This is a genomic window from Planobispora rosea (assembly GCF_014648175.1).
GTDB lineage: Bacteria > Actinomycetota > Actinomycetes > Streptosporangiales > Streptosporangiaceae > Planobispora > Planobispora rosea.
Window position 1 is genome coordinate 1 of the sequence record NZ_BMQP01000001.1, and the last position, 21104, is coordinate 21104.

Annotated in this window: 21 protein-coding genes; 9 read left to right on the top strand and 12 right to left on the bottom strand. The window is 71.7% G+C overall.

From position 1 onward, the window contains the following. Positions 1-55: 55 nt before the first annotated feature. Together IEZ08_RS00005 and gabT are read right to left on the bottom strand one after the other, a co-directional pair. The gene (locus IEZ08_RS00005; RefSeq protein WP_068928466.1) at positions 56-268 is read right to left on the bottom strand and encodes a hypothetical protein; all 213 of its coding nucleotides are present in this window, start codon (positions 266-268) and stop codon (positions 56-58) included. A gap of 212 nt (positions 269-480) precedes the next feature. Beyond that, entirely contained in the window at positions 481-1833 is a 1353-nt protein-coding gene (gene gabT, locus IEZ08_RS00010) for a 4-aminobutyrate--2-oxoglutarate transaminase (protein WP_068921851.1), read from the bottom strand. A 91-nt stretch (positions 1834-1924) separates the two neighbouring features. On the opposite strand from gabT, the gene IEZ08_RS00015 reads away from it, so the two are divergent. Next, on the top strand, positions 1925-3397 hold the full coding sequence (locus IEZ08_RS00015; protein WP_307815293.1) for a PucR family transcriptional regulator: 1473 nt from the start codon (positions 1925-1927) through the stop codon (positions 3395-3397). Between the two features lie 13 nt (positions 3398-3410). On the opposite strand, the gene IEZ08_RS00020 is transcribed toward IEZ08_RS00015, so the two are convergent. Further along, positions 3411-4082, bottom strand: a complete 672-nt coding sequence (locus tag IEZ08_RS00020) for a TetR/AcrR family transcriptional regulator (RefSeq protein WP_068921853.1) — start codon at positions 4080-4082, stop codon at positions 3411-3413. A gap of 216 nt (positions 4083-4298) precedes the next feature. Here IEZ08_RS00020 and IEZ08_RS00025 point away from each other — a divergent pair, with 216 nt between their 5' ends. Then, positions 4299-5726, top strand: coding sequence for an aldehyde dehydrogenase family protein (locus IEZ08_RS00025; protein WP_068921854.1), 1428 nt, complete (start codon positions 4299-4301; stop codon positions 5724-5726). 123 nt (positions 5727-5849) lie between these two features. Here IEZ08_RS00025 and IEZ08_RS00030 read toward each other — a convergent pair whose 3' ends face one another. Then, positions 5850-6164 (bottom strand): hypothetical protein, encoded by a 315-nt coding sequence (locus tag IEZ08_RS00030; protein WP_068921855.1) that lies wholly within the window; start codon positions 6162-6164, stop codon positions 5850-5852. A gap of 103 nt (positions 6165-6267) precedes the next feature. Then, positions 6268-7731 carry a SulP family inorganic anion transporter gene (locus IEZ08_RS00035; RefSeq protein WP_203863217.1) on the bottom strand — a complete coding sequence of 488 codons (1464 nt, stop codon included), beginning with the start codon at positions 7729-7731 and terminating at the stop codon, positions 6268-6270. 384 nt (positions 7732-8115) lie between these two features. Here IEZ08_RS00035 and IEZ08_RS00040 point away from each other — a divergent pair, with 384 nt between their 5' ends. Then, positions 8116-8517: a MerR family transcriptional regulator gene (locus tag IEZ08_RS00040; RefSeq protein ID WP_068928467.1), complete on the top strand. Its 402-nt coding sequence runs from the start codon at positions 8116-8118 to the stop codon at positions 8515-8517. Between the two features lie 152 nt (positions 8518-8669). Here the strand turns inward: IEZ08_RS00040 and IEZ08_RS00045 are convergent, their stop codons facing one another. Next, complete coding sequence (locus tag IEZ08_RS00045) at positions 8670-9716, bottom strand: trypsin-like serine peptidase (RefSeq protein ID WP_068921857.1); 1047 nt, start codon at positions 9714-9716, stop codon at positions 8670-8672. 53 nt (positions 9717-9769) lie between these two features. Continuing rightward, positions 9770-10810 carry a trypsin-like serine peptidase gene (locus IEZ08_RS00050; RefSeq protein WP_068921858.1) on the bottom strand — a complete coding sequence of 347 codons (1041 nt, stop codon included), beginning with the start codon at positions 10808-10810 and terminating at the stop codon, positions 9770-9772. A gap of 142 nt (positions 10811-10952) precedes the next feature. On the opposite strand from IEZ08_RS00050, the gene dxr reads away from it, so the two are divergent. The 4 genes from dxr to IEZ08_RS00070 all read left to right on the top strand — a co-directional run bounded on the left by dxr (position 10953) and on the right by IEZ08_RS00070 (position 16090). Further along, on the top strand, positions 10953-12179 hold the full coding sequence (gene dxr / locus IEZ08_RS00055) for a 1-deoxy-D-xylulose-5-phosphate reductoisomerase (protein WP_068921859.1): 1227 nt from the start codon (positions 10953-10955) through the stop codon (positions 12177-12179). Positions 12180-12215: 36 nt separating this feature from the next. Further along, positions 12216-13382, top strand: a complete 1167-nt coding sequence (ispG, locus tag IEZ08_RS00060) for a flavodoxin-dependent (E)-4-hydroxy-3-methylbut-2-enyl-diphosphate synthase (protein WP_068921860.1) — start codon at positions 12216-12218, stop codon at positions 13380-13382. Between the two features lie 157 nt (positions 13383-13539). Then, the gene (locus tag IEZ08_RS00065) at positions 13540-15141 is read left to right on the top strand and encodes an alpha/beta hydrolase (RefSeq protein WP_068921861.1); all 1602 of its coding nucleotides are present in this window, start codon (positions 13540-13542) and stop codon (positions 15139-15141) included. Between the two features lie 106 nt (positions 15142-15247). Beyond that, the gene (locus IEZ08_RS00070; protein WP_068921862.1) at positions 15248-16090 is read left to right on the top strand and encodes a GNAT family N-acetyltransferase; all 843 of its coding nucleotides are present in this window, start codon (positions 15248-15250) and stop codon (positions 16088-16090) included. A 61-nt stretch (positions 16091-16151) separates the two neighbouring features. Here IEZ08_RS00070 and IEZ08_RS00075 read toward each other — a convergent pair whose 3' ends face one another. The 4 genes from IEZ08_RS00075 to IEZ08_RS00090 are packed head-to-tail and all read right to left on the bottom strand — an operon-like array spanning position 16152 to position 18359. Next, on the bottom strand, positions 16152-16529 hold the full coding sequence (locus IEZ08_RS00075; RefSeq protein ID WP_084779649.1) for a DUF3037 domain-containing protein: 378 nt from the start codon (positions 16527-16529) through the stop codon (positions 16152-16154). Beyond that, the gene (locus IEZ08_RS00080; RefSeq protein WP_189241408.1) at positions 16526-17335 is read right to left on the bottom strand and encodes a HipA family kinase; all 810 of its coding nucleotides are present in this window, start codon (positions 17333-17335) and stop codon (positions 16526-16528) included. The genes IEZ08_RS00075 and IEZ08_RS00080 overlap by 4 nt, the downstream gene beginning before the upstream one ends. Before the next feature lie 9 nt (positions 17336-17344). Further along, entirely contained in the window at positions 17345-17959 is a 615-nt protein-coding gene (locus IEZ08_RS00085; RefSeq protein WP_189241409.1) for a hypothetical protein, read from the bottom strand. Then, positions 17943-18359: an SRPBCC family protein gene (locus tag IEZ08_RS00090; protein WP_189241410.1), complete on the bottom strand. Its 417-nt coding sequence runs from the start codon at positions 18357-18359 to the stop codon at positions 17943-17945. Before IEZ08_RS00090 ends, IEZ08_RS00085 begins: the two co-directional genes overlap by 17 nt. Before the next feature lie 274 nt (positions 18360-18633). On the opposite strand from IEZ08_RS00090, the gene IEZ08_RS00095 reads away from it, so the two are divergent. Further along, positions 18634-19518, top strand: coding sequence for an alpha/beta fold hydrolase (locus IEZ08_RS00095; RefSeq protein ID WP_068921866.1), 885 nt, complete (start codon positions 18634-18636; stop codon positions 19516-19518). Between the two features lie 81 nt (positions 19519-19599). Next, positions 19600-20145, top strand: coding sequence for a TetR/AcrR family transcriptional regulator (locus IEZ08_RS00100; RefSeq protein WP_068921867.1), 546 nt, complete (start codon positions 19600-19602; stop codon positions 20143-20145). Positions 20146-20209: 64 nt separating this feature from the next. Here the strand turns inward: IEZ08_RS00100 and IEZ08_RS00105 are convergent, their stop codons facing one another. Continuing rightward, positions 20210-21094, bottom strand: coding sequence for a TIGR03619 family F420-dependent LLM class oxidoreductase (locus IEZ08_RS00105; protein ID WP_068921868.1), 885 nt, complete (start codon positions 21092-21094; stop codon positions 20210-20212). Positions 21095-21104: the final 10 nt, after the last annotated feature.

The following is a 21104-nucleotide window of genomic DNA, read 5'->3' on the forward strand; positions in this document are numbered from 1 at the left end:
CCGCGGTCACGCTGGCGGCGTTGTTGATGTGGTTATGACACTTTGACGACACGCCCTAGGAGAAGGCGACCCCGCCCAGGAGCGGATAGACGTTCCCCACCGGCTCCGGAGCCAGCGCGTCGGCGCACTCCGGGCAGGCGAACAGGAGGGCGCCGCTGGGCAGGCGGCCGATCCTGGCCCGCGGACGGGGCCATTTCTTGTGGCAGGCCACGCAGGCGTCACCGTCGCATTGGGCGGGGGTCAGGCCTTCGGGATCGAACGTCATCATGGTCCGTACCGTTCTGGTCGGCCTCCAGTCCACCACGCCTCCTGCCCTTACTGCTCGGCCACCCGTCGCAACCGTTATAACGCCATCACCTTCGGTGATCGCTTTGCTGGGTGCCAAGCGAGGGTTAAATCGCCCCCAGAGTGCGATTCGCGCAACGACAAAAGGGGCACCAGGCATCAAGCCGGGTGCCCCCTGTCATGGGGATCAAACCATCAGATCTCGCTGATGACCTTCTCCAGGATCGCCAAGCCCTCCTCCAGGAGGTGGTCAGGCATGACCAGCGGCGGCAGGAAGCGCAGGACGTTGCCGTAGGTGCCGGCGGTCAGCACCAGCAGGCCCTCGGCGTGGCACCGCTTCGCGATCTCACCCGCGGCCGTGGGGTGCGGCTCCTTGGTCCCGGGAACGACCAGCTCGATGGCGATCATCGCGCCGCGGCCGCGCACGTCGCCCACGATCGGGGTCTTCTCCGCGATGGCGCGCAGGCGCGGGAGCATGACCTCGCCGATGCGGCGCGCCCTGCCGACCAGGTCGTCGGCCTCGATGGTCTCCAGCACGCCGAGCGCGGCCTCGCAGGCGAGCGGGTTGCCGCCGTAGGTGCCGCCCAGGCCGCCGACGTGGACCCTGTCGAGGATCTCGGCGCGGCCGGTGACGGCCGCCAGCGGCAGGCCGCCGGCGATGCCCTTGGCGGTGACGATGATGTCGGGGACGACGCCCTCGTCCTCGCAGGCGAACAGGTGACCGGTGCGGGCGAAGCCGGTCTGCACCTCGTCGGCGATGAAGACGATGCCGTTGGTCTTGCAGAACTCGGCGATCCTCGGCAGGAAGCCCTTGGCCGGCTCGATGAAGCCGCCCTCACCGGCGATCGGCTCGATCAGGACCGCCGCCACGTTCTCGGCGCCGATCTGCTTGTTGATCTGGTCGATCGCCTGGGCGGCGGCCTCCTCGGCGCAGTTCTCCGGACCCGACGGCCAGCGGAACGGGTAGGCCAGCGGCACCCGGTAGACCTCGGGGGCGAACGGGCCGAACCCCTGCTTGTACGGCATGTTCTTGGCCGTCAGCGACATCGTCAGCAGGGTGCGGCCGTGGTAGCCGTGGTCGAACACGACGACGGCCTGGCGGCCGGTGGCGTGCCGGGCGACCTTGACCGCGTTCTCCACGGCCTCGGCGCCGCTGTTGAGCAGGAAGGTGCGCTTGTCGTGGTCGCCGGGGGTGAGCTCGTTGAGCTTCTCGGCGACCCGCACGTACGACTCGTACGGCGTGATCATGAAGCAGGTGTGCGTGAAGTTCGCCACCTGCCGCTGGACCCGCTCGACCACGCGCGGCGCGGCGTTGCCCGCGTTGGTCACCGCGATGCCCGAACCGAAGTCGATCAGGGAGTTGCCGTCGGCGTCGACGACGACACCGCCACCGGCGTGCGTCACGAAGACCGGCAGCGTGGTGCCGATGCCCGGCGGGACGGCGGCCTGCTTGCGGGCGAACATCTCGCGGGACTTCGGGCCGGGGATCTCGGTGACGACGCGGCGCTCCTGCGGGAGGGACGGGCCGCCCTGGGTGACGGTGCTCATGCTGCGACGGTATGTCGGGTATGCCGTGATGCCGATGATGCACTATGGCAAAATCACAGGGAGCGCTCTGGCCGTAACGTACAAACCGGGGGTGGTTGTGGCGCCCACGCTCCGCACGGTCGTACGGCGGCTGCCGCTCGGGCTCACCGTCCTGGCCGGACAGGAGGCGCTCGACCGGCCGGTGCGCTGGGTCGCGGTCAGCGAGCTGGAGGACCCCACCCCGTTCCTGGAGGGCGGCGAGCTGGTCCTCACCACGGGCATGCGCCTGGACGGCGCGAACGCCGCGCCGTACGTCGAACGCCTGGTCGCCCGCGAGGTCACCGGTCTGGGGTTCGGCGTCGGCCTGGGCCACGAGGCGATCCCCGGCGAACTGCTGGCCGCCGCCGCCCAGGCCGGGCTCCCGCTCCTGGAGGTGCCGCGCGAGACCCCGTTCGTGGCGATCGGCAAGGCGGTCAGCGACCTGCTCGCCGCCGAGCAGTACGAGGAGATCACCCGGGCCTTCGCCGCGCAGGGCCGTCTCACCCGCGCGGCGCTCCTCCCCGAGGGGGCACGGGCGGTGATCGACCGCCTCGCCCGGGAGCTCGGCGGCTGGGCGGCCCTGCTCGACGAGGCGGGAGCCGTACGGCACGCGGCGGGCCGGGGAGCGGGCGCCGTCGCCGGCGTCCTGCCCGAACTCGACCGGCTCCGCGGCCGTTCCCCGGGCGGTACCCCCGCCAGTCTCGCCCTCTCCACTCCCGGGGAGCACGTCGTCGTCCAGCCCCTCGGCGCCGCCAGGGTCAGGGGCTTCTTCGCGGTCGGGCTCGGCAAGGCCTTCACCCCGGTCGAGCACACCGTGGTCAACGCGGCGGGGTCCCTGCTCACCCTGGTCCTGGAGCACGGCCGGGAGAACCTCGCCGCCGAGCGCAGGGTGCGTTCGGCGGTGCTGCGGCTGCTGCTCGCCGGGGAGGCGGAGGCGGGGCGGCAGGTGCTGGAGCGGCTGGGGGAGCGGCTCGCGGACGGCCCGCTGACGGTGCTCGCCGCCGGTGGCGAGCCCGAGGCGGTGCTGGAGGCCGCGGGGGAGGAGTTCGCCGCGGTGTCCGACGGCCGGGTGGTCGCCGTCGTGCCCGCGGCGCGGGCGGAGGCCGTCGCGGCGGCGCTCGCCGGGCACGGCCCGGTCGGCGTCGGCGCCCCGGTGGCCCCGGAGAACCTGGGGACGGGGCTCGACCAGGCCGACCGCGCGCTCGCCGCGGCCCGCCGCGGAGCCGAGCCGGTCATGCGCTTCACCGACCTCGCGGGTCAGAGCCTGCTCTCCCTGCTGGACCCCGAGGCGGCCGGCGCGTTCTCGGCGGCGCTGCTCGCCCCCCTGAGGGAGTACGGCTCCCGCGCGGACCTGCTGGAGTCGCTCCGCGCCTACCTGGAGTGCAACGGGCACTGGGACGCCGCGGCCCAGCGGCTCGGGGTGCACCGGCACACCCTGCGGTACCGCATGCGCCGCGTCGCCGAGATCCTCGGCCGCGACCTCGACGATCCGGCGGCCCGCGCCGAACTGTGGGTGGCGCTGAACGTGGCGGACGGGCCCGGATAGGGCGCGCCGCGGCTCACCGCCGGGGGGCGGGCAGCAGCCCGAGGCGGGAGGACGCGAGCACGCCCTCTTCCGTCAGGTAGGGATAGACGACGGAGTGGGTGACGCTGTCGTAGGTGCGCCCGTCACGCAGGTGCCCGGCACGTTCCAGGCTGATCGCCCCCTGGGCCGCGGCCCACAGGGCATCGGCGATCTTCCTGGGCTGTGTCGGGATGAGGTATCCCGCCGAGATGCAGTCGGAGATCACCCGGTCGAAGATGTTGAGCGCCGCCCGGGCCAGCGTCCTGGCCCGCTCGCTGGGCAGGAAGCCGGGCATCGCCTTCTCGAACATCAGCGCGTAGTAACCGGGCTCGGCCAGCGCGGCCTCCCGGTAGGCGGGACCGAGGGCGATGAGGTGCTCCAGGGCGTTCTTCCGCGGGGGCACGGCGTTCAGCCTGCGCCGGAACCGCTCGAAACCCTCCAGGTAGAGCGCCTCGGCCAGGCCTTCCTTGCTGCCGAACATGGTGTAGATGACGGTCGTCGAGCATCCCGCCTCGGTCGCGATGCGCCGCATGGACAGGCTCTCCGGCCCGACGGTGATCAGGAGCTGGCTGGCCACGTCGAGAAGCCTGGCACGGAGCTCGTCGTGACCGGCCCGATCGCTGAGCAGGTGGGAGCCCTGCAGCCCGAGCGGCACCGAGGAGGTCAAGGGGACACTCCTTTCCGCTGGGGGGACGGCCACCCGGGAGACGTAGCCAGGGTGAAGATCCTTCAAACCGTCATACGCATAAATATCCTTAAAAGACCCTTCTTTCGTTACATAAGCATGTCGAAGCATCTTTTATGCGTATCGGCGAGTGCGAGACGCGGTCTTGTGCGGACTGGAGTAAGGCCGGGTCCGGACGGGTGACATACGGTCGGAGGTATGGACGTGCGCCCCTTCTGGCTCGCCGGCCGTCCCGCGACCGGGGATGCCGAGCTCACCGTGACCAACTCCCATGACGGCCGTGTCGTCGGCGTCTGCTCCGTTCCCACTCCCGGCCAGGTCGAGGAGGCCGTGGCCGCGGCGGAGGCCGTACGGAAGGAAGCCGCCGCGCTCCCGATCCACGTGCGGGCCGAGGCCCTCGCCCACGTCTCGCGCAGGCTGGCCGAGCGCGCCGACGAGATCGCCCGCCTCATCATGGAGGAGAACGGCAAGCCCCTCTTCTGGGCCCGCGGCGAGGTCGGCCGCGCGATCTCCACCTTCCGGTTCGCCGCCGAGGAGACCCGCCGCCTCAGCGGCGAGGCGCTGCGCCTGGACACCGAACCCGCCGCGACCGGCCGCCTCGCCTACGTCTCGCGGGTCCCGTACGGCCCGATCCTGGCGATCACGCCGTTCAACTTCCCGCTCAACCTGGTCGCCCACAAGGTCGCCCCGGCCATCGCCGTCGGCGCGCCGGTCATCGTCAAGCCCGCCCCCGCGACCCCGATCTCCGCCCTGGTCCTGGGCGAGATCCTCGCCGAGACGGACCTGCCCGCCGGCATGTTCTCCGTCCTCCCGGTGCCCAACGACCGCGCCGCCACGCTCGTCACCGACCCCCGCCTGCCGGTGGTCTCCTTCACCGGCTCCGGCCCGGTCGGCTACGCCATCATGGACCAGGTGCCGCGCAAGCACGTCACCCTGGAACTCGGCGGCAACGCCGCCGCCGTCGTCCTCGCCGACGCCGACCTCGACTGGGCCGCCTCCCGGGTGGCGCTGTTCTCCAACTACCAGGCGGGCCAGAGCTGCATCGCGGTCCAGCGGGTCATCGTCGAGGAGTCCGTGCGCGAGGACTTCCTGGCCAGGCTCGTCCCGGCCGTCGAGGCCCTGGTGACCGGCGACCCCGCCGACGAGAAGACCCAGGTCGGCCCGCTCGTCTCGGTCGAGGCCGCCGAGCGCGTCGAGCAGTGGGTCGACGAGGCCGTCACGGCCGGCGCCCGCGTCCTGACCGGAGGCACCCGCGACGGCGCCACCATCACCCCGACCGTCCTGACCGACGTGCCCGCCGACGCCAAGGTCTCCTGCGAGGAGGTCTTCGGTCCCGTGATGATCGTCCAGACCGTCTCCGGCCCGGACGAGGCCTTCGCCGCGGTCAACGCCTCGAAGTACGGCCTGCAGGCCGGCGTGTTCACCCGCAGCCTCGACCTCGCCTTCCGTGCCAACCGCGAGCTCGAGGTCGGCGGTGTGATCATCGGCGACGTCCCGTCCTACCGCGCCGACCAGATGCCCTACGGCGGCGTGAAGGACTCCGGCGTCGGCCGCGAGGGCATCCGCTCCGCGATCGCCGACTACACCTACGAGAAGGTGATGGTCCTCACCGGCCTGTCCCTGTAGGAACCGGGTGCCGGCCCGGTGCCGGTACGGCGAGACGCGGCACCGCCGTAACCGGCGCCCCGCCCTGGGGCGGGTGCATGATGCTGAGCCCGGAGCCGGGCACCGCAGGGGTTCCCGGGTGGATCAGGCAGGGCCGGACCCCGGATCTGGGCCGGGAAGACAGAGGCGGCGGAGCCGGTCCTCGGCACCCAGCATTCGGAGTGCTCTCACCAGGGGCTCCCGGTGGATCTCCGTCTCGGCCCTGTCGTACATCAAGGTGAGCGCTTCGCGCAGCTTGGCCGCCTCCGACACCAGTGCCTGCGCGGCGTTGACGCTGCCGTAGGTGCGTTCGGCGGAGGCGGGGTTGATCCGCCCCAGGAGTTCGAGAATCCGCAGGTAGTGGTGGAGGAAGTCCTGCTCGGCCCGGGTCAGGGCGGGAAGCTGGTGCTCGGGTGGCATACGGTGTCATCCCCGGCTCGGTTCGTAACCTGTGTTCCAGGCTAACGCGTTCCGGCCGATAAGTTGATCACGAATGATGGTGCTGTCGGGCGGCCAGTCGATGTCAGTGGCCGGACAATCGCCCGGCCAGGCTGCCGTGCAGGCGGGCACTGGGCTCGTTGAGACCGACCACGGTGACCGTCTTGCCGCGGGCGGCGTACTTGGTCTGCACCGCGTCCAGCGCGGCCACCGAGGAGGCGTCCCAGATGTGCGCGTCGGACAGGTCGATGACCACGTGGTCGGGGTCGCCGGCGTAGTCGAACCGGTAGACCAGGTCGTTGCTGGAGGCGAAGAACAGCTCACCGGTGACGGCGTAGACGGCCTGCCTGCCGTCGGGGTCGACCACGGCGGTGACGTCGGCCAGGTGGGCGACCCGGCGGGCGAAGACGACCATGGCGGTGATGGAGCCGACGACGACGCCGACGGCCAGGTTGTGGGTGACCACCACGACCGCGACCGTGGCGGTCATGACGATGGTCTCGCCGTACGGCATGCGCTTGAGGGTGGCCGGGGCGACCGAGTGCCAGTCGAAGGTGGCGAAGGAGACCAGGATCATGACGGCGACCAGGGCGGCCATCGGGATCTGGGAGACCCGGGGTCCGAAGGCGATGCACAGGATCATCAGGAAGAGCCCGGCGGTGAAGGTCGACAGCCGGGTGCGGGCGCCGTTCTTGACGTTGATCATCGTCTGACCGATCATGGCGCAGCCGCCCATGCCGCCGAACAGGCCGGTGACGATGTTGGCGACGCCCTGGCCGATGGACTCGCGGGTCTTGTTGGAGCGGGTGTCGGTCAGATCGTCGACGAGCTTGGCCGTCATCAGTGATTCCATCAGCCCGACCAGCGCCAGGGCGAGGGCGTACGGCGCGATCAGGGTCAGGGTGTCCATGGTGAACGGCACGTCGGGCAGGCCGAAGGCCGGCAGCGCCGAGGGCAGGGCGCCGCGGTCTCCCACCGTCGGTACGGCCAGGCCGGCGCCGAGGGTGATGGCGGTCAGGATCGCGATGGAGACCAGCGGGGCGGGCACCACCGTGGTGATGCGGGGGAAGAACACCATCAGGGCCAGGCCTCCGGCCACCAGCGGATAAACCGCCCAGGGCACGTCGACGAGTTCGGGCACCTGCGCCATGAAGATCAGAATGGCGAGGGCGTTGACGAAGCCGACCATCACGCTGCGCGGCACGAACCGCATCAGTTTCGCCACGCCCAGCGCGCCCAGGGCGATCTGGACGAGGCCGCCGAGGATGACCGCGGCGATCAGGTAGGCCAGGCCGTGCTCGCGGACCAGCGGTGCGACCACCAGGGCGACCGCGCCGGTGGCGGCGGAGATCATCGCTGGCCGGCCTCCGGCGACGGCGATGACCACGGCCATGGTGAAGGAGGCGAACAACCCGACACTGGGATCGACCCCGGCGATGATGGAGAAAGAGATCGCCTCGGGGATCAGCGCGAGTGCGACCACCAGGCCGGACAGGATCTCGGTGCGGGCGACCTTCGGTGACAGCCAGGCCGGCCGGGACGCGGGCAGGAGGCGGGCAGGCGAAAACGAGCGGGGCAACAGGCGTCCTTGACGGTAGGGGGCCGCGAGGAGGGCCACCCGGTGGCATGCAGCCGCAGGCGGGCACGCGCGGGCCGGAGTCCTCTGCGTCGGAAGGGTCGCACGGTGCGCCGGTGCGCCGTGCTCCAGGGCAGACCGCGGCGCGATGCCTGCGGCCAGCGGGCAGACCAGCAGGAATCTCCCCGTCACCGGTAACTCTACTCTAACGTTAGAGTAGAGATCGATGAGGGGTCCCCATCGTGCATCCGCACTTCAGTCCCCCGAGCAGTGAGGTCACCGGAAATCATGGACGCCGCAGGCGATACCGCGACCGAGGCCGGCGCCGAGCAGAGCCCGCACGGTGGCGGAGATCACATGCACATCGGTGAGGTGGCCGAGCTCACCGGATTGTCGCTCCGTACCATCCGGCACTACGAGGAGGTCGGCCTGGTGCCGGCCTCGGCCCGCAGTCAGGGTGGCTTTCGTCTCTACACCGCCGCCGACGTGGCGCGGCTGATGGTGATCCGCCGGATGAAGCCGCTCGGGTTCACCCTGGAGCAGATGGGCGAGCTGCTGGCGATCACCGACCGGTTGGACGGGCACGCCGGTGCCGGGCCGCTGTCCGAGGCCGAGAGCCAGGCGCTCCAGCGCCGGCTGGAGGTCTTCGAGCGCGCCGCCCGTGAGCGGTGCGAGACGTTGCGCACCCAGCTGCAGTGGGCCGAGGAGTTCGCCGCCGACCTGCACCGGCGCGGAGGGCAGGTCGCCCGCGGTGACTGATGGGGACAGACGCCCCCATCGAGGCATCCGCCCGCTCCGGGGCGCCGGTTACGGCGGTGCCGCATCTCGCCGTACCGGCGTCAGGCCTTCGCCCGGGTGCGTGCCGTACCGGCACAACCCGCCGGACCGCACAACCCCGCCGGACCGACAACCTAGGAGTTCTGGGCGGTGGCGTAGAGGTCCTTGGCGATGTCGCCGAAGTAGGGGCCGTACATCGTGCGCTGGTCGTTGCTGTACTTGAAGCTGCTCACCGAGGTGACGGTGCCGCGGCCGGTGGAGGGGTCGAAGCCGGTGAACCAGGGGCCGCCGCTGGAGCCGGCGGTCATGCCGCAGGGCAGGCCCTGGTTGCGGGTCTGGTCGTGGGGGTCCTGGCGGACCGGGCCGGCGCAGTAGATCAGGTGCTCGCCGTTGTACGGAGGGTCGACGGGGAAGCCGAAGCCGTAGGTGTGGCGGCCCCGGGCCGAGCCGAAGGCGATCTCCTGGAAGCCGACGGCGTCCGCCAGGTGCGCGCCGTTGCGCTGGTTGAGGGCGACCATGCCGATGTCGTGGCTGTCGTCCGCGCTGCGTGACCACGGGCCCGCGACGAACATGCGGCGGGCGGTGAACTGCCCGTACGGCTGGCGGCCCTGGTCGTAGCCGGGAACGAAGGTCCAGTTGTCCGCCCAGGCCCCGGTGCCGTCCTTGACGCAGTGCCCGGCGGTGACCACGAGGTCCCGGTTGGCGCTCCTGACCGAACTCGCCGAGCACACGAAGTCGACCCCGCTCAGGGTGAGGAACACCCGGCCGGTGGTCCTGCTCACCAGGCCGCCCGTGGTCCAGCGGGATCCGCTGGTGGACGTGCCGGGCCCGGCGGCCGCCGGGCGGCGCGCCGGGGCGCCCGGGGCGCGGGATCCGGTCGGGGCGTTCGGCTTCCGGAGCACCTTCGTCACCGTTCCGAACAGGTTGATCGGGAGAGCTCGGGCCATCCGGGCGGGGGTCCAGTAGTCGAGCACGCGGCGTTGCTCAGCCGCGCTGCGGGCGGCCGCGTGCTCGACGACGGCGGTCCCGCCGGACCCCGGCGCGGACGCGAGGGGCTGGACCGCCCGGACGGCGGTGGCGGCCCGGCCCGGATGCTCCGTGGCCGCCGTGCCGGTCGGGGAGACACTCATCAGCCCGGTGGCGAGTGAGGCGGCCGCAAGCAGGACGAGGCTCGAAGTCATAGGAGCCGAGTGTGCACTACCAGATGTGTTCTTGCTGCTACTTTCGGTGAATTCTATGGCGTGTCGGTGCTCTGCGCCGCCTGGTACACGGCGCGGGCCTCGGGTCCGAAGTAGGGGCCGAACATCCAGTTGGGGGCGAAGTTGTACTTGAAGCTGTTCACCGAGTTCTGGGTGCCCAGCCCGGTGCTCTCGTCGAAGCTGAGGAACCAGGGGCCGCCGCTGGATCCGCCGGTCATGTTGCAGCTCAGGCCGAGGTCGCGGCTGAGCAGGAAGTCGTCGAAGGCCCGCCCGCTGCAGTAGATCAGCCTGGACCCGTCGTACGGACTGGCCGCCGGGTAGCCGAAGGCGTGCATCTGCTGGCGCCGGGCCTGGTTGAAGGCGACGCCCTGGCCGCCGACCACGTCGGTCAGCCGCTGGCCGTTCAGCGGGGCCACCACGGCGGCGGCCACGTCGTAGTTGATGTCCTCGGAGTTGTTCCACTGGGGGGTCGTGTAGAGAGTGGTGGCCACCCAGGTGCCGTGGGGCCGGTTGCCGTTGTCGTAGCCGGGCACGAAGACCCAGTTTCCGTGGAAGGCGCCGCCCATCTTCACGCAGTGTCCGGCGGTGATCACGGTGCTCTTGTTCTCGCTGGTCACCGCGTTGGCGGAGCAGGAGGCGTTTCTCCCCTGGTAGGTGAAGAACACCCGGCCTGCGGTCTTGGTGATCGCTCCGCCGCGGGTCCAGGGGGAGCCGGAGGAGGCGCGGGCCGCGGCGTCGGCGCGCAGGGGGGCGGCGGTGTCGCCGTCCGGGGTGGTCGGGGGGATCGAGACGGGCTGGGCCTTGCTCTGGGCGGCGAGCGTCTCGGCGGTGAGGCGGATGCCCTCCTTCTTCGGGGCGAGGCTGTCGAGCGGCTGGGCGGCCTCCATTTTGGCCTCGGTCCAGTAGCGCTGGACGAGGCGCTGCTCTTTTACGGTGTCGGCGGCCTCCTTCTCGGCGGGCTGCGGAGTGGCGGGCGCCAGGGTGGCGCCGGTGGCGCCGTGCGCGGCCGCCGCGGGCAGCAGGGCGCTTCCCGCGGCGAGGGTGAGAACGGGGACCAGGCGTGCCTTGCGGCGCATGTATACCTCCCGAGACCTGATGCTGACTCGGGAAGCTAGTGCGCCGGATATCCGTATTTCTCAAGATTTGCAGCTATTGATATAGCGGGATTTGGACGTAAATAACATTTTTTATCGCCTGTTTCGTAAGTAACGGATTCCCATGCCGGTTCGACATGCCCACGGCGCCCGGGAGAATGGGACGGTGCAGCCAGACATCACTCGCTCCGTCGTCCTGCTCGGCTCGACCGGCTCCATCGGCACCCAGTCCCTCGACGTCATCGCCCGCGGCTCCGGGGGCTTCCGGGTGGCGGCGCTGGCCGCCGGAGGCGGCCGGATCGACCTGCTGGCCCGGCAGGCGGCCGAGTTCCGGCCCGAGGCCGTGGCCGTGGCCGATCCGGCGGCCGTGCCGGAGCTCAAGGAGGCCCTGGCCGCGCGCGGTGTGACGGCGAAGGTCCTCGCGGGCCCCGAGGGGGTCGCCGAGGCGGCGGCCTGGCCGTGCGACATCGTGCTCAACGGCGTCACCGGCGCCCTCGGGCTGACCTCGACGCTGGCCGCGCTGGAGGCGGGGCGCACGCTCGCCCTCGCCAACAAGGAGTCCCTGATCGTCGGCGGGCCGCTGGTCAAGCGCCTGGCCAGGCCGGGCCGGCTGATCCCGGTGGACTCCGAGCACTCCGCGCTCGCCCAGTGCCTGTGGGCCGCCGGACCGGCCGGCCCGGACGCGTCGGCCGTACGGAAACTGGTCGTCACGGCCAGCGGCGGCCCGTTCCGCGGCCGCTCCCGCGCGGAGCTGGAGGACGTGACGCCCGAGCAGGCCCTGGCTCATCCGACCTGGTCGATGGGCCCGGTCATCACGGTGAATTCCGCCACACTCGTCAACAAGGGGCTGGAGGTCATCGAGGCCCACCTGCTCTTCGACATCGGCTTCGACCGGATCGACGTCGTGGTCCACCCGCAGTCGATCATCCACTCGATGGTCGAGTTCACCGACGGCTCGACCATCGCTCAGGCCAGCCCGCCCGACATGCGGCTGCCGATCGCGCTCGCCCTCGGCTGGCCGGACCGGATCCCCGGCGCCGCCGCCGCCGTCGACTGGACCAGGGCCCACACCTGGACGTTCGAGCCGCTCGACGACGAGGCGTTCCCCTCCGTCGCGCTCGCCCGCCACGTCGGCTCCGCGGGGGGTACGGCCCCGGCCGTCTACAACGCCGCCAACGAGGTGTGCGTGGACGCGTTCCTGGCCGGGCGCTTGCCGTTCCTCGGCATCGTGGACACCGTGGCCGCGGTCGTCGCCGAGCACGACGTCACCGAGGCGGGCTCGGTGGAGGAGGTCCTGGCGGCCGACGAGTGGGCGCGGATACGGGCACGTGAGCTCACCGCGAGTACCTAGACTGGAACGCGTCGTCGACTCTTCAAAGGGCTGAAAATGACTTCTGTTGCTCTCGGTATCCCCTCGGTCAGGACCAAGCCGATCGCCGAGCGACGCCGTTCCCGCCAGATCATGGTCGGCTCCGTCCCGGTGGGCGGCGACGCGCCGGTCTCGGTGCAGTCCATGACCACCACGGTCACCGCCGACATCAACGCCACGCTCCAGCAGATCGCCGCGCTGACCGCGTCGGGCTGCCAGATCGTCCGGGTGGCGGTGCCGTCCCAGGACGACGCCGAGGCGCTGCCGATCATCGCGAAGAAGTCGCAGATCCCGGTGATCGCCGACATCCACTTCCAGCCGAAGTACGTCTTCGCCGCGATCGAGGCGGGCTGCGCGGCGGTCCGGGTCAACCCGGGCAACATCAAGAAGTTCGACGACAAGGTCGGTGAGATCGCCAAGGCCGCCGCCGACCACGGGGTGCCGATCCGCATCGGTGTCAACGCCGGCTCGCTCGACCCGCGCCTGCTGCAGAAGTACGGCAAGGCCACCCCCGAGGCGCTGGTGGAGTCCGCGCTGTGGGAGTGCTCGCTGTTCGAGGAGCACGGCTTCCGGGACATCAAGATCTCGGTCAAGCACAACGACCCGGTCGTGATGATCCAGGCGTACCGGCTGCTCGCGCAGAAGTGCGACTACCCGCTGCACCTGGGCGTCACCGAGGCCGGCCCGGCCTTCCAGGGCACCATCAAGTCCGCCGTGGCCTTCGGCGCGCTGCTGGCCGAGGGCATCGGTGACACCATCCGCGTCTCGTTGTCGGCCCCGCCGGTGGAGGAGATCAAGGTCGGCATCGGCATCCTGGAGTCGCTGGGCCTGCGCGAGCGCGGCCTGGAGATCGTCTCCTGCCCGTCGTGCGGCCGGGCGCAGGTGGACGTCTACACCCTGGCCGAGCAGGTGCAGGCCGGGCTGGAGGGACTGAAGGTCCCGCTGCGGGTGGCGGTCATGGGCTGCGTGGTCAACGGTCCGGGCGAGGCCCGCGAGGCCGACCTCGGCGTCGCCTCCGGCAACGGCAAGGGCCAGATCTTCGTCAAGGGCGAGGTCATCAAGACCGTGCCCGAGTCGCAGATCGTGGAGACCCTGATCGAGGAGGCCATGCGCCTGGCCGAGGAGATGGGCGTCGAGATCGACCTGGACGACGACGCCCCGGGCCCCGAGGTCGTCGTCGGCTGAGCCCCCGCCCGCGGGCGTGCCGGCGGGCGGCGGGCGGCCCTGTCGTTACATTCAGCAATCAGTTGACTACACATTGGTAAGTGTCCGGCCGGGCGGCCGTGGTCGCGAGGCCGCCCGGGGGACCATCTCCTCTGCCGGATGAGGAGAGGAAGTCCCAGTGAAGAGGGTCATCGGGGTTGCCGTGGGCGCCGTGCTGCTCGCCGTCACCGCCGGAACGCCGCCGCAGGCGGCTGCCCGGACCCACCGTGACGGTCTGGTGTGGGGATCGTGCCAGACGGGAGACGGCAGGGCCGGTGACACCACGCTCGTGCCCTCGGACCGGGTGGTGGAGTGCGCCACGCTCCGGGTCCCGCTCGACTACCGCGAGCCGTACCAGACCATCTCCATCGCGCTGAACCGGATCAGAGGGACGGCCTCCCGCGACCGTGACCACCTGGGCGCGCTGCTGGTCAACCCCGGGGGGCCGGGCGCCTCCGGACTGGTCATGGCCCAGTACGTCGCGGCGAAGCTCCCCGCCGGGCTGGCCGACCGCTTCGACGTGATCGGCTTCGACCCGCGCGGGGTGGGCCGCAGCGACCCGGCGCTGCGCTGCATGGACCCGCAGAAGCACTACGCGGCCCCGCGTCCCGACAACGTGCCGAGGAACACCCGGGAGGAGACCGTCCTGCTCGGCCGGGCCCGCCAGTACGCCGACGCGTGCGCGATGCGGTGGAGCTGGCTGCTGCCCCACCTGACCACCGAGAACTCCGCCCGGGACATGGACCGGATCCGGCAGGCCCTGGGCGAGGAGAAGATCAGCTACCTGGGCTACTCCTACGGCACCTACCTCGGCGCCGTCTACGCGACGCTCTTCCCGGGCCGGGTCAGGCGGCTCGTCCTGGACAGCGTGGTCGACCCCCGCCGCGTCTGGTACGAGTCCAACCTCCGCCAGAACACCGCCTTCGACCGGCGGCACAACGACTTCCTGCGGTGGGCGGCCCGGCACAACGACGTCTACCGGCTGGGCCGGACCGGCCGGGAGGTCTCCTTCGCGTGGTACTCCACCCGGGAGCGCCTGCGCACCCGCCCGGCCGGGGGCGTGGTCGGCCCCAGCGAGTTCGACGACGTCTACACCGTCGGCGGATATTCCGACCTGGTCTGGCCGCAGCTGGCCCACGCGCTCTCGGCGTACGTGCGCAGAGGCGACGCGGCGCCCCTGCAGGCCGTCTACCGCCGCTACGCCGCGGGCGACGCCGAGGACGAGAACGGCTACGCCGTCTACCTCGCGGTGCAGTGCGGTGACGCCCCCTGGCCGCGCGACTGGAGGAAGTGGCGGGCGGACACGACCGCGATCCACGCCCACAGCCCGTTCATGGCCTGGTCGAACACCTGGTTCAACGCGCCGTGCGGCTTCTGGTCCGGCAGGAGCGGCACCCCGGTGCGCATCCTGAACGACCGCAGGCTCCCGCCCGCCCTGATCATCCAGTCCCGGCGGGACGCCGCCACCCCCTACCCGGGGGCGCTGGAGCTGCGCCGGATCTTCACCCGGTCCCGGCTGGTGACCGAGCCCGGCGGCAACCACGGTGTCGCCCTCGCCGGGAACGCGTGCGTGGACCGGCACCTGGCCGCCTATCTCCGGGATGGCGTCCTGCCCGGCCCGGCCCGCCGCGCCCAGCAGGGGCCCGACGCGCGCTGCGCCACGACGCCCGCGCCCCAGCCCGCCGAGCCCGTACGGCAGGCCGCGCGGGTGCCGTACGGGCTCGGCGGGTGGAGCAGGTGACGATCGCTTCGCACCGATCACCACACGGTGCCCCGTGTGACTCCGTGTGTCGGTCTCTGCGCCGGTTCCTGCCAAAATCGAGGAGGTCGCGTAGGCTGGGCCCGTGATGCTGCGCACAACGGCGTCGCGCGTGCTCGACGACAACGACCGTGACGAGGTCCTGGCGCTTCTCGACGCCGATCCCGTCGTCAATGTCTTCGTCGCCTCCAGGGTCCGGTCCGTCGGGCTCAATCCGGCTCGGCTCGGCGGCCAGATGTGGGGATTCGGGGCACGCGGGGCCCTGACGTCTCTCTGTTACTCCGGGGCCAACCTGGTCCCGGTGAACGCCGGTCCCGAGGCGGTGCACGCCTTCGCCGACCGCGCCCGTCGGCAGGGCCGCCGCTGCTCCTCGATCGTCGGTCCCGCCGACGCGGTCGAACTGCTCTGGGAGCGGCTGGAGCCGCACTGGGGGCCGGCCCGCGCCATCCGCTGGGCCCAGCCCGTCATGGCCACCTCGACGCCCTCCCCGGTCCCCTGTGACCCGCTGGTGCGGCGGGTGCGGATGGAGGACTTCGAGACCGTGCTCCCGGCCTGCGTGGCGATGTTCACCGAGGAGGTGGGTGTCTCGCCGGAGGCGGGCGACGGCGGCGCGCTCTACAGGTCCCGGGTCGCCGAGCTGATCAGGATCGGCCGCTCCTACGCCAGGATCGACGACGGCACCGTGGTCTTCAAGGCCGAGATCGGCGCGGTCACCCCGCTGGCCTGCCAGATCCAGGGTGTCTGGGTCCACCCGGACCTGCGCGGCCGGGGCCACGCGGTGGCCGGGATGGCCGCGGTGGTCAGGCAGGCGCTCGACTGCTTCGCGCCGGTGGTCTCGCTGTACGTCAACGACTACAACGCCCCGGCCAGGGCCGCCTACCGCAAGGCGGGTTTCAAGGAGATCGACACTTTCATGTCGGTGCTCTTCTGACCCGGTCCCCGGCCTGACCTGCGGCCCGGCTCCCCGCGGACGCCGGGACCGGCCGGATGCCTCAGGAGGGCCGGACCAGCCGGTCCATCAGGTGCTCCAGCTCGGCCTCGGGGGCGTCGGTCAGTCCGGCGTGGACCGGGCCGGCCTGCACGATCGTGCTGCGCGGCGCGGTGAGCCAGCGGAACCGGCTGCCGAGCGACTCCCCGGCCAGCGGGCCCGTCTCGCCGTCGCAGGAGATCCGGTAGGCGTCGAGCGCGTGCCGTACCCCGTCGACGTCGGCGCGGGCGTCGAGCGCGCGCAGCCGCGCCTCGTCCAGCTCCACCCGCGCGCACAGGTAGTCGCGCGGCTGGCAGTAGAGCAGGATGCCCGCGTTGATCAGCTCGCCGCGCTCGACGCGGGGGACGACCCGGATGACGGCGTACTCGTAGACGTCTCTCAACGGATGCCCTTCCAGAACGCGCCGACCGAGCCGGACTTCTTCTCCTGGCGGGGAGCCGCGGAGGGCTCGGGCAACCAGGTCCGCGGCCCGTGCGCGCGGGCGAGCAGGTGCTCGGTGTAGGCCTGCCGTACGGCCTGCGCGTCGTCGAACCCCGGCTCGTCCGCCAGCCACTCGTCCGGGACCTCGGCCACCACCGCGCCGAGGAGCTCGGCGGTGATCCGCTCGCTCAGCTCCGCGTCGGCCTCGGCCATCGCGGTGGCGAAGGGGGCCAGGACGTGGTCGCTCGCGTCGAAGCCGCGCTGCGGGTCGGCGGTGCGCCAGTTGTGGTGGAACCAGAGGGCGGCGCCGTGGTCGATCAGCCAGGGGTCGCCGTGCCAGAACAGCAGGTTGGGGTTGCGCCAGCTCCGGTCGACATTGTGGATCAGCGCGTCGAACCAGAGCAGCCGGGAGGCGAAGGCGGGATCCGGCGGCCAGGTGAGCGGCTCGAAACCGAGCGCGCCGGGCAGGAAGTCGACCGCGAGGTTCCGTCCGGCGCTGGCCTTGAGCAGGTCCTGGATCTCCTCGTCGGGCTCGCGGACGCCGAGCTGCGGATCGACGTCGATCACCTTCAGCTCCGGGGTGCGGAAACCGAGCCGCCGGGCCAGCTCGGCGCAGACGACCTCCGCGACGAGCACCCGGGGGCCCTGTCCGGCGCCCCGGAACTTCACGGCGTAGGTGCCGAGGTCGTCGGCCTCCATCACCCCGGGAAGCGACCCGCCCTCGCGCAGCGGCGTGACGTAGCGGGTCGCCGTGATCTCTTCCAGCACCGGGCCAGGCTATCGGGTGGCCCGGTCCCGGATGGCACGCAACATGACCAGCCGGACCAGGCCGCTGCCCAGCCGGATGATCCGCCAGTAGCGGCCCATGGCCCGCCGGGCGTCCGGGCTGGTGGCCAGGATCCTCGTCTCGGTCACCAGCCGGATCCGGCCCGGCCGGGCGTCGTCGAGCAGCAGGAAGTTGAACGTCGCCCTGGCGTAGCCGGGCGTGTCGAAGGCCAGGAAGTCGTCGAGGCCGTCGAAGGACGGGTCGTGGGAGCCGCCCAGCCGCCACCACTGGCCGATCAGCCCCTGGACCAGCTCGCGGCCGGGGTCCACGGCCAGCTGAGTGAAGGGGAAGGACGGCCCGTCCTGCTGTCCGCGGTCGCCCTGCTGTCCGCGGTCGCCCTGCTGTCCGCGGTCGTCCCGCTGCCCGCGGTCGTCCCGCTGCCCGTTGCCGCCGCGGAGGCGGGAGGCCAGCTCGCGGACGGCGAACAGGGGCCGGGCCGCCCGCAGGTCCGACAGGCTCAGCGTGGTCACCGCGTCCCAGACCCGCTCGCGCGGGGCGGTGATGACGATCTCGTGCCGTTCGGCGAAGTCGGGGCGGGCGATGATCTGGTCAGTCAACGTCCGCACGGCTGGCCTCCCGTTCCAGGTTGTCGAGGAGCCGCTCCAGGACGGCGTCGTGCTGCCAGCGGATCAGCACCGGCCACAGCAGCCGGAACAGTCCCGTGGTGCGTCCCTTGATCTCGTGTCGGACGAGGGTGCCGCCTTCGGCGGGGTGGAGCGTGAAGCCGTGCCCGCCGGTCATCTCCTTGGTGTCGAACCAGATCCGGCGGAAGGGCTCGACGGCGCCGACGCGGTAGCGCATCGGGTCGTGCTCGACGGGGGCGCCGGGCTTGACGCCCTCGGGGAGGTGGAACCGGCCCTTCTCCTGCGGCCAGAGCCGGTCCCCCTCGCCGCCGAGGCCCATGAGCAGGTCCCAGACCCGCTCGGGGGACGCGGGGACGACGCGTTCATGCATGTTGTAGACCACGAGCCACCTCCATACGGTTGCGTATGGTTGGACTATACGCCCGCGTATGGAAGGGCGGTGAAGCGCCCCCCGGGCCCGGCGGCGTGCGCCGCCGGGAGTGCGGAGGGCGGGCGGCGATCGGGCGGCGATCGGGCGGCGATCGGGGGAGCGGTTCTGGCGGCCGATTCTGGCGGAGATGGAGGGGGTGCGTTTTTCTAACGGAAAAACATGTCTTGACCCGTTAGATCCTCATCCACTAGAACTGACGCGTCAGCCCCTCCGAAAGGCATGTGAGATGACACTCCTGGACGTCCCCCGCACGGTCCACCGCCACCTCGACGTCGACGGCGTGCGGGTCTTCTACCGCGACTCGGCGCCGGACCGGACCGACGCCCCGGTCATGCTGCTGCTGCACGGTTTCCCGTCGGCGTCGCACCAGTTCCGCAGGCTCATCGACGTCCTGGGCGGCCGGTACCGCCTGATCGCCCCGGACTATCCCGGGTTCGGGCACACCGAGGTCCCGGACGGGTTCGCCTACGGCTTCGACCGGCTGGCCGACGTCATGGAGGGTTTCGCCGACCGGCTCGGCCTGACCCGGTTCGTGATGTACGTCTTCGACTTCGGCGCCCCCGTCGGCTTCCGGCTGGCGACCCGGCGCCCCGAGTGGATCGCGGGCCTGGTCGTCCAGAACGGCAACGCCTACGAGGAGGGGCTGTCGCCGCAGGCCCGCGACTTCATCGCGCTGCGTCCGGACGTCGCCGGCGCCGAGGAGACCGTCCGCGGCCTGCTGACGCTCCCGGCGACCCGGGGCCAGTACGAGGGCGGCACCGGCGACGCCGAGCTCGTCGCCCCCGACGGCTGGACCCTCGACCAGCACTTCCTCGACCTGCCGGGACGGAAGGAGGCGCAGGTCGCCCTCGCCTTCGACTACCACGCCAACGTCGAGCGGTACCCGGCCTGGCAGGCCTGGCTGCGCGAGCACACCCCGCCGACGCTCATCACGTGGGGCCGGGGCGACCCGTTCTTCACCGAGGCGGGCGCCCGCGCCTACCTGCGCGACCTGCCGGAGGCCGAGCTCCACATCCTGGACACCGGCCACTTCGCGCTGGAGGAGAAGCTGCCCGAGATCGCCCCGCTGATCGCGGACTTCCTCGACCGCGTCGGGAAGCCCGGGAAGTGACACCCCGGCGCGGGGCCGCGGGCGGTGTCCGGGCGGTCGCGTGCGATCCGGCCATACGCCCGCGTATGGAAGACTGTCCGGATGGGGCGGCTGAGTGCGGAGGACTGGGCGGTGGCGGCGCTGGAGGCGCTGGCCGAGGGCGGACTGGCGGCCGTCGCGGTGGAGCCGGTGGCCGTACGGCTCGGCGCCACCAAGGGCAGCTTCTACTGGCACTTCGCCAACCGCCGGGCGCTGGTCGAGGCCGCGCTCGCCCGCTGGGAGGCCGGGACCGAGGAGGTCATCGCCGGGCTGCAGAAGATCCCCGACCCGGTCCTGCGCATGCGCACGCTGCTGGAGTTCGCCTTCGGTGACCCGGTCGACGCCAAGGTCGCCTTCCAGCTGATCAGCGCGGCCGACGATCCGCTCGTCGCCGAGACGGCCCGCCGGGTGAGCGCGCGGCGGCTGGAGTTCATGCAGGCGGTCCTGGAAGAGGCCGGTCAGCCGCCCGGGCTCGCCCGGGGACGCGCCGTCGTGGGCTACAGCGTCTACCTCGGCATGGCCTCGCTGCACCGCGTCGGCGCCGTGGACGAGCCCATCGGCGCCTTCATGGACCTGGCCCTGTCCGAGATGGGACTCATAGACCGTTAGACGGGAGGGGCGGGTGATTCCGGCCCGCCGCCGGGGGAGCGGTCACGGCGCGGTCATATCGCGGTCACATCTTCGCGATGACCTCCTCGGCGAAGCGTTCCAGGGTGGCGGTCTTGAGGGCGATGCCGTCCCCGCCGTACCGCTCCTTCTCCTCCGGGGTGGCCAGCCACCAGGGGGCGGCCATCGTGCCGGTGACGCCCTTGTCGGCGAAGCGGCGGTAGGTTCCGGCGTCGGGCATGACGGCCAGCGGGGCGATGATCTCCAGGGCGTCCCGCGGCCTGCCGTACTCCTCCAGATAGCGCCGCAGGTCGGCGAGGACCGCGTCGAGCCGCTCCTCCGTGTAGATGCGGTTGCCGATCCAGCCGTCGCCCAGCCGGGCCGCCCGGCGCAGCGCCGCCTCGCTGTCGCCGCCGACGAAGAACGGCACGGGCGCGGCGGGCACGGGGCAGATCGACAGCGGGCCGAAGTCGAAGTGCCTGCCGTGGTGCTCGACCGTGCCCCCGGCCCAGAGCGCCCGCAGCGCCGGGATCATCTCGTCCAGTCTCCGGCCCCGGGTGTGGAAGTCCTGGCCGGTCTGGACGAACTCCTCCTTGCACCAGCCGACCCCGACCCCGAAGGAGACCCTGTCGCCGGACAGGACGGCGGCCGTCGAGACCTGCTTGGCGACGGTGAACAGGTCGCGGGCCGGGGCGACGTAGACGTTGGGCGCGAAGCGCAGGGCCGAGGTGACCGCCGCCATCGCGCCGATCGTCACCCACACGTCCGGCCAGTGCGTGCCGGCGTCCCAGCGGGGGGCGCCGGTGTCGGAGTAGGGGTAGGGGGAGTCGAAGTCGGCGTAGAAGATGTGGTCGGACAGCGTGAGCGTGTGGATGCCGCAGCGCTCCGCCACCCGGGCCAGCTCCAGGAACTGGTCGGTCGGAACGAATGACGCCCCCAGCCAGAACTGCACGGATCCTCCC